The sequence below is a fragment of the Phaeobacter gallaeciensis DSM 26640 genome, from assembly GCF_000511385.1.
Taxonomy (GTDB): domain Bacteria; phylum Pseudomonadota; class Alphaproteobacteria; order Rhodobacterales; family Rhodobacteraceae; genus Phaeobacter; species Phaeobacter gallaeciensis.
Genome location: NC_023137.1, coordinates 3712239 through 3723983 on the forward strand (window position 1 = coordinate 3712239; position 11745 = coordinate 3723983).

Sequence of the window (11745 nt, forward strand, 5' to 3'; positions counted from 1 at the left end):
GCTAATGCCGGAAATTCCATTGCTAGAATTTTCTCTAAATTGGGCCGGTTACGCGCGTTTCTCGAGGTTGGGGGTGCCGCCAGTCGCAAAACGGGTCTTGCGCCCCGACTGGTCATAGACATCCAACCCTTTGCGCACACGGCGCAGTTCCGCCATTCGGGCAGCGACCGCACGGATACCTTCCATGGCGCTGTCCAGTAGAACCTGATTGCGAGACACCTTGCCCTGAACATGTTCCAGAGCTTCACGCTCCAGATCTGCGGTCATATTCAGTGTCGTTATGATTGCTTCCTTTTTGGCGAGCAGTGGTTCCAGCTCTTGCAGATTACCACTCACTAGCGCCGCGCGCTCAGCATCCAGTAGGGTATCAAGCTCTTCGATCAGCTGTTGCGGGGTTTGTTCAGTCATTGTCCTGTGCCTCTTTCAGTGCGTGATAAAGTGATTCTGCCAAGCCGACGCCGCCCGCTTTGGTGATTTGCTCCGCCTGTGCGCGCACCAGGAAACTGGAAAACTGGTCCTCGCCAGCACCCCCGCCCATTGTTTCGCGACTTTCGCCGAGACCGGCGGATTTCAACATTTCTGTAAGGAAAGTCGCCTCAAGCTCCTGTGCGGCCTTGCGCAGCGGATCTTGTGGCGGCGGGGTGATGGCCGCGGGACGCCGCATCGCCGGAAGTTGAGCAATTGGTTCCATGATGTACCTCGTTCTGAGATGTCGAAATTGCTTCGATTTTTTCTATTTTGGCGGATGATCGGTTAAAATTGCCGTAACCGATTGGCGTTATGGTGCTGGCATCGAGATAGAATGTCTGGAAGCCAATGTTTATCAACGCACTTACAAGCCCCACCTCTGGTGGCGCGCAGGGATCTGAGAAGGTTCAGCAAGGCGAATCGGCAAAATCGCGTAAAGGCGCAAGTTTTGACGCGGTTATGGCAGAGACTGCAAATTCGTCAGATGATGCAGGAACTGACGTAATGCAGATGGAAGAGGTTGCTGAGCAGCATGCTTCCACATCGGATGCGTCGGAAAAGGCGAATCAAACAACACATGATGATGATGCCGAGGCAGCCACCGGAGAGGGCCCGCAAGATCCGCAGGATCAGGCGGCGGCCAAGGAGGCGGCAGCAGATCAGGACGCTTTGGCGGTTCCGACGCAGCTGGATGTCAATGTTGCTGAGCAAAAGCGGATTGAGAACGGCCGTCGTGAGGGCGCGTCTGCGGAGAAAGCTGGAAGCCAGGCAACCGCATTACCTCATCCAAATGCTGATGGGGCGAAGGCAACAGCCGAAGCCAGCTCATCTGAGGACGGTTTGCCGGGTGGTCGTGCTGTTGCGCAGGGTGCCGCTTCCGATTCTGAGACAACTGCAAAGGATGGCTTGCTAGCTGAAGGAAAGAGTGGGGGCGGCAAGAGCGACCCTGCCATCGCGCAGAGGGCGCTGTCTGAGACGGGTAGCGTCCCGCAGCGGATGGTCACAGGCGTGGAGGACCAATCGACACAGGGACTACGCAGCGATTCGGTAGCTGCTGAAACCAAGGCGCCAGGTGATACCGCTGGGGATATGGGTCGAACTGTGGTCGAGGCAAACGGTATAACATCTGGGCCAAGAGGTCGAGTTGTGCAAACCGACGCCGTCTCCAATCCTGGCGCTCATCCTCAGCCAGAGGTTAAATCCACTGAGGCCGCGGCAACGGCGGCAGCGGCATCCGAGGCGGTGAAGGATGCCGTGAAACCGTCCGTGGCAGCGCAAACTCAAACGGTGCAACAGGCGAACCCAACGGCCGGTCCATCTCCGTTAGAGGGGGGCGCTTCGGAGACGACTTCGCCAGTGCGCGAAAAGCTTGAGGCACGGCGTACAGCCGCTGAACAGATGCGAGCCCCCACGCCGACGCAGACCACCACAATTCTGCCTCAGGGTACATATTCGGTTGCCAGCTTTGGTCTGGGTGCAGGAGCTCTTACAGCCGCTATGCCAACATCCACGTCGGCGCTTGCTATTGATCCATCGTTCTCAGCGGAGATCGGAGGTAGCGCGGTGACCGGCGGTAGCAGCGGGTTTGAGCTGCCTGGCCTGTCACAGCTGCTGACAGAAGCAACGGTAAGCCCAGGTACTGTGCATAAACCTGAAACGCCCCGCCTGATTGCGAATCAGATGGCCGAAGCGCTGGCAATGAAGGGAGAGCGTAACGTCGATGTAGCGCTCAATCCCAAGGAGCTGGGGCATGTGAATATGCGTGTCTCTGTCACCGAGACGGGCGTCAGTGTCATGATTCAGACTGAGCGCGCTGAAACTGGTGACCTGATGCGGCGTCATATCAGTGAGCTGGCGGATGAGTTTAAGCGGATGGGGTTTGAGGATATTTCGTTCCAGTTCTCTGGTGATGAAGCCTCGAATCAAAGTGGCGGCCGCGGCGAGGCGAATACCCACGCCGGCCGGTCCACCGGGGTTGGCGATGAGGAACTGGCTGACCTTCCTGCAGAACCGATGACGCAATCACTCAACCTCGGCGAGGTTGGGCTTGATATGAGGATTTGAGATTATGACAACGAGTGTATCGGGTGCTTCGGCATCGCAACAACAGCAAGCGGCGTCGACCGCCTCGGCTGAACCAAAGAAAACCACAGGGATCGCCTCTGACTTTGAGACTTTCCTTAAGATGCTCACCGCACAGGCGCGGTATCAGGATCCTTTGGAACCGATTGATTCAACAGAATACTCGGCGCAGTTGGCGCAATTCTCAATGGTTGAACAACAGGTTCAGGGCAATGAGGTGCTGGAGGGGATCCAAGCGCAGTTGGGTCTGGCAAACATGGCAGCCATGTCCGGCTGGGTGGGTATGGAAACCCGATCGGCAGCACCCGCCTACTTTGACGGGGCCAACCCTGTAACCGTCTCGCCGAACCCGGCCCAGATCGCCGACACTGTTCATCTGGTGGTCAAGGATGACACCGGTAAAGAGGTGCAGCGAATCAGCCTCCCTGTTTCAGCTGAACCTTATCAGTGGCAGGGTATTGATGACGACGGATATGCGTTTGATCCAGGCAGCTACAGCTTTACGTTGGAGAGCCAGAAAAACGGTGAAGTCGTCCTCTCCGATACTGCGGAGACCTACACCCGGGTGAAAGAAACTCAGATGCGTGGCAACGAAGTGGCCTTGATCCTGGAAGGCGGCTCGGCGATCTTGGCATCATCGGTGACAGCGCTGCGCGAACCTGTGGCACCCGCAGTCTGACGCACAAGGGCACCGGAAATCTGGCGCGTAGTTGACACGAGCCGAAACCACGGAGCCTGACCTGCCAAACCTGTCGCCATATTTTATCGCCCGCTTTCTGGCATATCTGTCGGACTGCGGCGTGAGCGATGCCACGCCGTCGCCTCTTCTGGGGGGGCGCTCCAACCGTGTCTGGCGTTTGGGTGGGATTGTGGTGAAACTCTATGGCGACAGTCATGCCAACCCGCTCTTTGCCAATGATGCTGCACGCGAATACGCAGCGCTTCAGGCACTGAATGGCACCGCTTTGGTGCCAGAACTGCTGACATCTGGTCAGTTTGAGGGGCATGATTGGCTGGCATACCGGCACTCGCCGGGCGTGACCTGGTCGTCGGGCAGCGCAGAGGTGGCGGCACTGCTTGGCCGGTTGCATGCACAGCCCGTGATACCGGGTTTGCCGACAGGTGTGTCCGGCAGTGCGGCGATCAACGACCAGACCCGGTCTATTCTGGCCTATTGCGGCGATGCTGGTGATCTGAACCGGCTTGAGCCCGGCAGGCAGATACCCGCAGCAGGGCGCAGGGTGTTGATCCACGGCGATCCCGTACCCGGTAATATCGTGACCTCAGGCGGGTGTCTGACGCTGATCGACTGGCAATGCCCGCAGATCGGAGACCCGGCCGAGGATCTGGCGCTGTTCCTGTCGCCCGCAATGCAGCAGGTCTATCGCGGTGCGCCCCTGACTGGCGCAGAGGAGGCAACCTTCCTTGCGGCCTATCCGGATCCGGAGATCACCGCGCGCTACCTATCACTGAAACCTTGGTACCACTGGCGCATGGCCGCCTACTGCCAATGGCGCGACGAACGGGATGGTGATCAAAACAGCCTTGCCTATCGCCTGGAACGGGCCGCCCTAGAGGCCTGCCTGGAGCATGCGTGACCCACTCAGGGCCGTGATCTCGCAACAACAGCGTCAATCCCAAATTCATTGTTTCCAAATAGCTTACATGGCATATTGTGCGGAATGTCGCTGGCGGTGATGCAGTCGGGTTGACGACAGTCCGAGATGGCACCTTTGCAACCGGGGATGGAAGCAGTCTTGAGCCTTTGGGAGTCTTATCGCATGCGGCTGCGGCGGAAACGTCGCATCCTGCGTGCCATGCGCAAGTCCCGCGAGCTGTCAGCGGTTCAGGACCAGACGGATCGTATCCGACCGGGCGATATCCTGCTGGTAACCACCTTGCGCAATGAGCAGATCCGGTTGCCCTATTTCCTCGACTACTACCGTAAGCTCGGCGTCAATCATTTCCTTGTTGTCGACAACGGATCGGTGGATGGCACACGTGAGTATCTGCGCGGCATGCCGGATGTCTCGGTCTGGCATACCATGGCGAGCTACAAGCGTGCGGGGTTTGGCATCGATTGGATGAACCATCTGAAACGACGCTATGCCCATGGCCATTGGGTTCTGGTGGTCGATCCGGATGAGCTGTTCATCTATCCTTTCTGCGACAGTCGACCGCTGCGCGCGCTAACGGACTGGCTGGACAGTTCGGCTATCCGCAGTTTCTCTGCGATGTTGATTGACGTCTACCCGAAGGGCAAACTGGATGCCGTGCCCTACAACGCCGGGCAGGATCCACTTGAGATCGCCAATTGGTTCGATAGCGGCAACTACTCGATCAAGCGCAATCCGACTTACGGCAACCTCTGGATACAAGGGGGACCACGGGCGCGGGTATTTTTTGCGGATCAGCCAAAGAAGGCGCCAGCCTTGAACAAGATCCCGCTAGTGAAATGGGATCGGCGCTATACCTACGTCAGCTCGACCCATGCACTGCTGCCGCGTGGCTTAAATCAGGTTTATGAGACCGACGGCGGCGAGAAGGCCAGTGGCGCGCTCTTGCACACCAAGTTTCTGCATACGTTTGTCTCCAAAGCCGAGGAAGAGATGCTGCGTGGGCAGCACTACGCCGGGTCCGCCGAATACAAAGCCTATGCTGAGGCTGCCGGAGATCAGCCCGAGCTTTGGTGCAAGTGGAGTGAGAAATATATCAACTGGCGCCAGCTGGAGATTCTGGGCCTGATGTCCAAGGGGAATTGGGCATGAGCGCTGTCGGCATCGTCATGCTGGTCCACACGGCGCTGGATCGTGCAGAACAGGTGGCCCGGCATTGGGTGGCAGGGGGGTGCCCCGTTGTTCTTCATGTCGACAAAAAAGTCCCTCAGGCAACATATGCGGCGTTTAAGGCTGCGTTTTCCGGTGACCCCATGGTGCGGTTTTCGCGGCGGCATCGCTGCGAATGGGGAACCTGGGGCATTGTTGCAGCGTCGCAGTCTGCTTCGGAGTTGTTGCTGGCGACATACCCATCTGTGCGGCATGTTTTCCTCGCCTCCGGGTCCTGCTTGCCGCTGCGGCCTGTGTCGGATCTGGTGGATTACCTCGCCGCGCGTCCGCGCACGGATTTTATCGAAAGTGCCACCACCGCTGATGTTCCGTGGATCGTCGGGGGGCTGGATGTTGAACGTTTTACACTGCGCTTTCCCTTCTCCTGGAAAAAACACCGCCATCTCTTTGATGGATATGTCTCGCTACAACGCAAGCTGGGCATCCGGCGCAAGATTCCCGATGGGTTGGTCCCGCATATGGGCAGCCAGTGGTGGTGCCTGACACGACAGACCCTGTCGGCCATTTTGGAGGACCCGGACCGGCCACGATATGACCGGTATTTCCGCAAGGTCTGGATCCCCGATGAGAGCTACTATCAGACCCTTGCGCGGCTCTATTCCGGCAATATCGAGAGTCGATCTCTCACTTTGTCCAAGTTCGATTTTCAGGGCAAACCGCATAATTTCTACGATGATCATCTACAGCTGCTGCGCCGCTCTGATTGTTTTGTTGCACGCAAGATCTGGCCGCATGCAGATCGGCTTTATGCGACATTTCTGGGGGATCGGCCGGATGTGATGAAGAGCAGGGAACCCAATCCAGGCAAAATCGACCGAATTTTTGCCAAGGCGGTTGAGCGTCGGACCCGGGGGCGTCCGGGGCTGTATATGCAGAGCCGTCTTCCCGCCAACGGGTTGGAAAATGGTATTACCTGCAATCCTTATTCGATGTTCCAGGGCTTTGCTGAGCTGTTTGAGAATTTTGAGGAATGGCTGACCCAGGTCACCGGCGCCAAAGTACACGGTCATCTGTTTGCACCTAATAGCGTCGAATTCGCCGATCGCCAGACGCTGATCAACGGCGGTCTCAGCGACAGTGCAAAGCTGCGCGACTATCATCCGAAGGGGTTTCTGACCAATCTGATCTGGAACACACGCGGAGAGCGACAGTGTTTTCAGTTTGGGCCACAAGACAATCAGGCCATCAACTGGCTGGTGGCGCGTGACCCAAATGCGCAGGTCTCAGTAATCTCCGGTGCTTGGGCGGTGCCGCTGTTTCGGTCCAATCGAAACTTTTCCGACCTGAGACGGGAGGCGGCGAGATTGCAGCAGATTGAAGCCAAACATCTTGAGATCCTGCGTTCCAAATACGTGAAGGCGCGTGTTCGGATCTGGTCAATGGCGGAATTTGTCGAGGCTCCGATGGAGCCGATACAGACCGTTCTTGATGAATTTGGGGCGCAGGCGCAGCGCCACTTGAATACCGCGCCGACAATGGTGGATCTGGCGGGTTTTGGCCAGTTTCTGCAAAATCTCAAGAACCAGGGGATGCACCCCTATCTGATGGGTGATTTTCCGGCGGAACAAGGGCCGTTGAACATGTCCAAAACGCCGCGCAAACCCTATCTGGTACGATAACGAACCATGCATCAGAACTTTGATTACTTCGTTGTGTTTGCCGAAATGCGCACCGGCTCGAATTTTCTTGAAGCCAATCTGAACGCGCTGGAGGGGGTCACCTGCCACGGTGAGGCGTTTAATCCCCATTTTATCAGTTACCCAAACCGCGAGACGACGCTGGGGTGGACGCAGCAGCGCCGCGATAGTGATGCACTGGGGTTTCTGAACCTTTTTCGTAGTGCTGAGGGGGGACTGAACGGGTTTCGTTATTTCCATGACCACGATCCACGCGTATTGGACCAGGTCCTGGACGATCCGCGTTGTGCCAAGATTATCCTGACCCGAAATCCGGCTGATAGCTATGTCTCCCACCAGATTGCACAACGCACTGGTCAGTGGAAGTTGACTAACGTGAAACGTCGCAAGGAAGGGCTGGCAACGATCAATGCGGAGGAATTCGCGCGGCATGTGACAGAGCTGCAGAGCTTTCAGGTTACCTTGCTGAATCGGCTGCAGAAATCTGGGCAGACAGCGTTTTATGTCGCCTATGAGGATCTGCAGGATCTGGAGGTTCTCAATGGGCTGGCCAAATGGCTGGGCGTGAAGTCCCGGCTGGACCAGCTTGATGACAGTCTCAAGCCGCAGAACCCTACCTCGCTGGAGGAGAAAGTCGCCAATCCGCAGGAACTGGATCGCGCGATGGCGGGGTTGGATCGGTTCAACCTGTCGCGTACCCCGAACTTCGAACCGCGTCGCGGGCCGGTGGTCCCTGAGTATATTGCTGGTCAACAGCTGCCGTTGTTGTTTCTGCCGGTCAGTGGCGGACCAACTGATATTGTCTGCGGCTGGATGGCCGGGCAGGAACCCGATGGCGGAGAGGCGCTGATTTCTGGGATGAACCAGAAACAGCTGCGCCAGTGGAAGCGCGGTCATCCCGGATTTCGCAGCCTGACCGTGCTGCGCCATCCCGTGGCCCGCCTGCATCATGTTTTCTGCACCCGTATTCTGGACACCGGGCCGAAATCTCTGCGCCAGATCCGCAATCTGATGCGCAATCAGTTCAAGGTGCCATTGCCGAAAGATCCAGCAGATGGGTCGTACACGCAGGACCAACATCGCTTGGCCTTTGCGAAGTTTGTTGAGGTGATTGGCGCCAATTTGTCGGGCCAGACCGGGTTCCGCACCAATGCGTCCTGGGCGACGCAGGCACAGACGATTGCCGGGTTCGCAACGATCCAGTCGCCGGATCTGATCTTGCGGGAAGCAGATTTGGTGCGCACATTGCCGGATCTTGCCCGCTGGGTTGGGCGATCAGAAAATGTCCTGCCCGCGGCGCTGGAGATGGATCATCCCTACAGTCTGGCAGATATCTATGATGCCGAATTGGAGGCGCAGATCGCGTCGGTGTATCAGCGCGATTATCTGTTGTTTGGATTCGGAGACTGGGGCGCGTGACTGCCAGATGATCTGATCGATCAGGCCGCCTGAACGGACTGATCTTCGGTCAGGATGGTGTGGAGTGTCGCTGGATCGGGGTTTGCCCGCAATTTCGTGCAGAAACTCTGCTCGCGCAGGGTGCGCGATACCAGCGCCAGGGCTTTCAGGTGCTCGACACCGGCATCTTCAGGTGCGAACAGCGCGAATGCGATGTCGATTGGCTGGCGGTCCACGGCGCCAAACTCCAGCGGAGTGTCCAGCACCAGAAACACGCCAACCACCTTATCCAGCCCATCCAGACGTGCATGGGGCAGGGCAACGCCGTGCCCGACCCCGGTGGGGCCAAGGCTTTCGCGATCCAGCAAAGCCTCGACCGTTGGTTGCGCGGGCAGCCCGTAGGCGAGTTGAGCAACATCTGCAATCTCTTGAAACAGACGCTTTTTGCTGGATGCAGCACCAAAGACACGAACGGCCTCTGGCTTCAGGATGTTAGAGATCTGCATACTTCGATAGCTCCGCTCAACTCACGTAAGACGCCGTGACAGGTTACGGATCGATCCACCCGATATTCCCGTCTTCCCGACGATAGACGACATTCAGGCCGTCCTTGCCTTCCTTGCGAAACACCAGAACCGGGGCGCCTGCCAGTTCCATTTGCATCACGGCCTCGCCAACCGAAAGGGATGGAATTTGCGTTTCCATCTCGGCGACGATGATTGGCTGCAATGATTCTGGTTCAGACTCGGTGCCGGCGTCTTCAGAGGCGAGGATATAAGAGCTAGCGCCGGAGAGTTCAACCGGCTCGCTCCGGTCGCGGTGGTGGTCCTTCAAACGGCGCTTGTAACGGCGCAGCTGTTTTTCCATTTTTTCACAGCAGGCCTCAAATGCGGCATAAATTTCAGTGGCATGCGCTTTTGCTTGTGCGGTCAGACCAGTGGACAGATGCACAGTCGTTTCACAAACATATTCATGCGCAGACCGCGAAAAGACAACATTGGCGTCAGTCGGACGTTCAGCATATTTCGCGACCGCCGCTCCAAGCTCCGATTGCACATGGGACTGCAACGCTTCGCCAATGTCGATCTGTTTTCCGCTGATTTGGTAACGCATGTGATCTCCTTCACAAATAGACCTTCAAAACCCAGTCCGGGCCAAGCCCGCCTGCTATCGTTCAGTTCTGAAAGTGGGATTTAGGCAAGACAGTCGATTGCATTCGTCTGGGCCTTGGTAACAAGGCTGGAGCGAGGACAGCATCGGACTGCGGTTTTGCCATATCTCAATTCGATGCCAACGAGGCGGGAGAGTCAATGCAAATCGGCGTCAATCGGTTACCCAAATATGAGGAGGCAGCGGGTTTCCACTTGTTGTCAGATAGTTGACGAATGGCACTCGGCAAAAACCGCGATAGGACGCAGAGGCGACCCATTCGGAATTGCGGGTGGTGCGATCAGGAAATCCGGAAATTGTCACCCAGATAGACGCGGCGGACGTTTTCATTGTCGACCACCTCGGCCGGGGTGCCGGACATCAGCACCTTGCCGTCGTGCAAGATATACGCCCGGTCCACGATCTCCAGTGTCTCGCGGACATTGTGGTCAGTGATCAGCACACCGATACCGCGTTTCTTGAGATCGCCCACCAGATGGCGGATATCACCGACAGAGATCGGATCCACCCCGGCAAAGGGCTCATCCAGCAGCAGATACTTCGGGTCTGCCGCCAGGCAGCGGGCGATTTCAACGCGGCGACGCTCGCCACCCGACAGGGCCAGGGCGGGTGCCCGGCGCAAATGCTCAATCGAGAAATCGGACAACAATTCTTCGAGCCGTTCGCGCCGTTTGTGAGCGTGCTTCACCGCAATATCCAGCACAGAGGAGATATTGTCCTCCACCGAGAGGCCACGAAAAATCGACATCTCTTGCGGCAGGTAACCGATCCCCATGCGGGCGCGCCGATACATCGGCAGGGTGGTGGCATTCTGCCCGTCAATCGTGACGGAGCCTGCCTCGGGGAACACCAGCCCGGCAATGGCGTAGAAGCTGGTGGTCTTACCCGAGCCATTGGGGCCGAGCAGGGCCACGACTTCGCCCCGGTCCAGCGACATGGAGACGTCGCGGATCACCACCTTTTTGCTGTAGGATTTGCGCAGCTTCTCGATACGCAGGCCCGAGCTGCCGTTGGTGACTGTCAGTTCCGGTTTTGCCATCAGTCGCCGCCGCCGTTGAGGATGGTTTTGACGCGGCCGGACAGGCTTGCGGTGCCAGTGGTCAGATCCACCACAAGACGGTTCGATGTCAATGTGCCCGTTGACTGGCTCAGCAGGACATTACCCGTCATCACCACAGTGCCGGAATCGATGGTATATTCGGCTTTGTCGGCCTCAGCTGCGTCGGGGCCATTGACCAGCAGGACATCACCTGTGGCTTCCAGCCGCTCGACGCCGGTCTTTCCGGTTTCGTCCTGCTTGTAGATCACCAGCACATCATTTGCCGACAGGCGCATCACGCCCTGAATAATCACCACATCACCGATAAACCGCGCTGAGCCATCAGCCTGATTTACATCCAGTGTTTCTGCGGTGACCTCAACCGGTTGAGACGGGTCTGCCTTGACCGCGCCAAATGCGATGGATGCAGATTGCGCCGAAAGCCCTGTGGCAAACAGGGTGACCGGCAGGCAGAACATCAAAACACGCAGATACAACACAGGTTATCTTTCCAATTGTTGCGGGTCATATAGCAGCTTGACCCCTTTGTTGAAAACCATATGTACCGCCCCGCTATCGGTTTTTGTATCGATCTGCATGGCGCCGGCGGTCAGATCCCCCATGGCACCGCTGGCCTGAACCGGGCCGGGGCTGTCCGCGCGCACACCACTGAGGGCTGCATTCAATTCCTGAGTGGTGACACGCAAACCATCGCTGGACAGGATTTCAACATCGCCGCGAAAGTTTGCCATATCCTTGTCCGGGCGCAAGGCGCCGGTGTCGGAACTTAGCAGGAAACGGCCACCGCCGGTCATCTTGATCTCAGCCTCAAGGTTCACAGCCGTCGCCGGCGCATCTGCGCCGCCTGGGCGGGCGAGGGCGGCGGTTACCATGATCTCATCGCCCTGCGCCGTAGTGCCTGAGAAAAATGGCGCGGTGATCTGCTGACCACGGGTACGGTCTTCCAGATCCTGCTCCGCAAAAGGGATCACTGCATCGGTGTTCACGCCGCGCGAAATCAGAAACATGGTCGACATCAACGCCAGAGCCATCAGCGGCAGCAGGACCTTCAGGTAGGCCACAAGGCGGGAATAGCCGTCCATCG

General features: G+C 57.6%; 13 protein-coding genes. 6 read left to right on the plus strand and 7 right to left on the minus strand.

From position 1 onward, the window contains the following. Positions 1-48: 48 nt before the first annotated feature. Complete coding sequence (gene flgN, locus GAL_RS17890) at positions 49-408, minus strand: flagellar export chaperone FlgN (protein WP_024098958.1); 360 nt, start codon at positions 406-408, stop codon at positions 49-51. Continuing rightward, positions 401-691: a rod-binding protein gene (locus GAL_RS17895; protein ID WP_014876472.1), complete on the minus strand. Its 291-nt coding sequence runs from the start codon at positions 689-691 to the stop codon at positions 401-403. Before GAL_RS17895 ends, flgN begins: the two co-directional genes overlap by 8 nt. Before the next feature lie 281 nt (positions 692-972). Between GAL_RS17895 and fliK the strand changes: the two genes are divergently transcribed. The 6 genes from fliK to GAL_RS17925 all read left to right on the plus strand — a co-directional run bounded on the left by fliK (position 973) and on the right by GAL_RS17925 (position 8452). After that, positions 973-2532, plus strand: coding sequence for a flagellar hook-length control protein FliK (gene fliK, locus GAL_RS17900; RefSeq protein WP_024098959.1), 1560 nt, complete (start codon positions 973-975; stop codon positions 2530-2532). 4 nt (positions 2533-2536) lie between these two features. Continuing rightward, the gene (locus GAL_RS17905) at positions 2537-3229 is read left to right on the plus strand and encodes a flagellar hook capping FlgD N-terminal domain-containing protein (protein WP_024098960.1); all 693 of its coding nucleotides are present in this window, start codon (positions 2537-2539) and stop codon (positions 3227-3229) included. Positions 3230-3260: 31 nt separating this feature from the next. After that, positions 3261-4148: a phosphotransferase family protein gene (locus GAL_RS17910; RefSeq protein WP_024098961.1), complete on the plus strand. Its 888-nt coding sequence runs from the start codon at positions 3261-3263 to the stop codon at positions 4146-4148. A gap of 183 nt (positions 4149-4331) precedes the next feature. After that, complete coding sequence (locus GAL_RS17915) at positions 4332-5318, plus strand: glycosyltransferase family 2 protein (protein WP_024098962.1); 987 nt, start codon at positions 4332-4334, stop codon at positions 5316-5318. Beyond that, the gene (locus GAL_RS17920; RefSeq protein WP_024098963.1) at positions 5315-7015 is read left to right on the plus strand and encodes a DUF5927 domain-containing protein; all 1701 of its coding nucleotides are present in this window, start codon (positions 5315-5317) and stop codon (positions 7013-7015) included. Before GAL_RS17915 ends, GAL_RS17920 begins: the two co-directional genes overlap by 4 nt. A 6-nt stretch (positions 7016-7021) precedes the next feature. Next, positions 7022-8452 carry a hypothetical protein gene (locus tag GAL_RS17925; RefSeq protein ID WP_024098964.1) on the plus strand — a complete coding sequence of 477 codons (1431 nt, stop codon included), beginning with the start codon at positions 7022-7024 and terminating at the stop codon, positions 8450-8452. A 20-nt stretch (positions 8453-8472) separates the two neighbouring features. Here the strand turns inward: GAL_RS17925 and GAL_RS17930 are convergent, their stop codons facing one another. From GAL_RS17930 to lptC, 5 genes are all read right to left on the minus strand, one after another. After that, positions 8473-8937, minus strand: a complete 465-nt coding sequence (locus GAL_RS17930; RefSeq protein WP_014876479.1) for a PTS sugar transporter subunit IIA — start codon at positions 8935-8937, stop codon at positions 8473-8475. Between the two features lie 43 nt (positions 8938-8980). Continuing rightward, the gene (hpf, locus tag GAL_RS17935) at positions 8981-9544 is read right to left on the minus strand and encodes a ribosome hibernation-promoting factor, HPF/YfiA family (protein WP_014876480.1); all 564 of its coding nucleotides are present in this window, start codon (positions 9542-9544) and stop codon (positions 8981-8983) included. 337 nt (positions 9545-9881) lie between these two features. After that, the gene (gene lptB / locus GAL_RS17940; protein WP_024098965.1) at positions 9882-10640 is read right to left on the minus strand and encodes an LPS export ABC transporter ATP-binding protein; all 759 of its coding nucleotides are present in this window, start codon (positions 10638-10640) and stop codon (positions 9882-9884) included. Further along, on the minus strand, positions 10640-11119 hold the full coding sequence (locus GAL_RS17945; protein ID WP_040104323.1) for an LptA/OstA family protein: 480 nt from the start codon (positions 11117-11119) through the stop codon (positions 10640-10642). Before GAL_RS17945 ends, lptB begins: the two co-directional genes overlap by 1 nt. 24 nt (positions 11120-11143) lie before the next feature. Then, positions 11144-11743: an LPS export ABC transporter periplasmic protein LptC gene (gene lptC / locus GAL_RS17950; RefSeq protein ID WP_024098967.1), complete on the minus strand. Its 600-nt coding sequence runs from the start codon at positions 11741-11743 to the stop codon at positions 11144-11146. Between the last annotated feature and the right edge of the window lie 2 nt (positions 11744-11745).

Coding starts and splice junctions, on each gene's coding strand:
- flgN (WP_024098958.1), bottom strand. CDS start 408: ATGACTGAACAAACCCCGCAACAGCTGATCGAAGAGCTTGATACCCTA.
- GAL_RS17895 (WP_014876472.1), bottom strand. CDS start 691: ATGGAACCAATTGCTCAACTTCCGGCGATGCGGCGTCCCGCGGCCATC.
- fliK (WP_024098959.1), top strand. CDS start 973: ATGCAGATGGAAGAGGTTGCTGAGCAGCATGCTTCCACATCGGATGCG.
- GAL_RS17905 (WP_024098960.1), top strand. CDS start 2,537: ATGACAACGAGTGTATCGGGTGCTTCGGCATCGCAACAACAGCAAGCG.
- GAL_RS17915 (WP_024098962.1), top strand. CDS start 4,332: ATGCGGCTGCGGCGGAAACGTCGCATCCTGCGTGCCATGCGCAAGTCC.
- GAL_RS17920 (WP_024098963.1), top strand. CDS start 5,315: ATGAGCGCTGTCGGCATCGTCATGCTGGTCCACACGGCGCTGGATCGT.
- GAL_RS17925 (WP_024098964.1), top strand. CDS start 7,022: ATGCATCAGAACTTTGATTACTTCGTTGTGTTTGCCGAAATGCGCACC.
- GAL_RS17930 (WP_014876479.1), bottom strand. CDS start 8,937: ATGCAGATCTCTAACATCCTGAAGCCAGAGGCCGTTCGTGTCTTTGGT.
- hpf (WP_014876480.1), bottom strand. CDS start 9,544: ATGCGTTACCAAATCAGCGGAAAACAGATCGACATTGGCGAAGCGTTG.
- lptB (WP_024098965.1), bottom strand. CDS start 10,640: ATGGCAAAACCGGAACTGACAGTCACCAACGGCAGCTCGGGCCTGCGT.
- GAL_RS17945 (WP_040104323.1), bottom strand. CDS start 11,119: ATGTTCTGCCTGCCGGTCACCCTGTTTGCCACAGGGCTTTCGGCGCAA.
- lptC (WP_024098967.1), bottom strand. CDS start 11,743: ATGGACGGCTATTCCCGCCTTGTGGCCTACCTGAAGGTCCTGCTGCCG.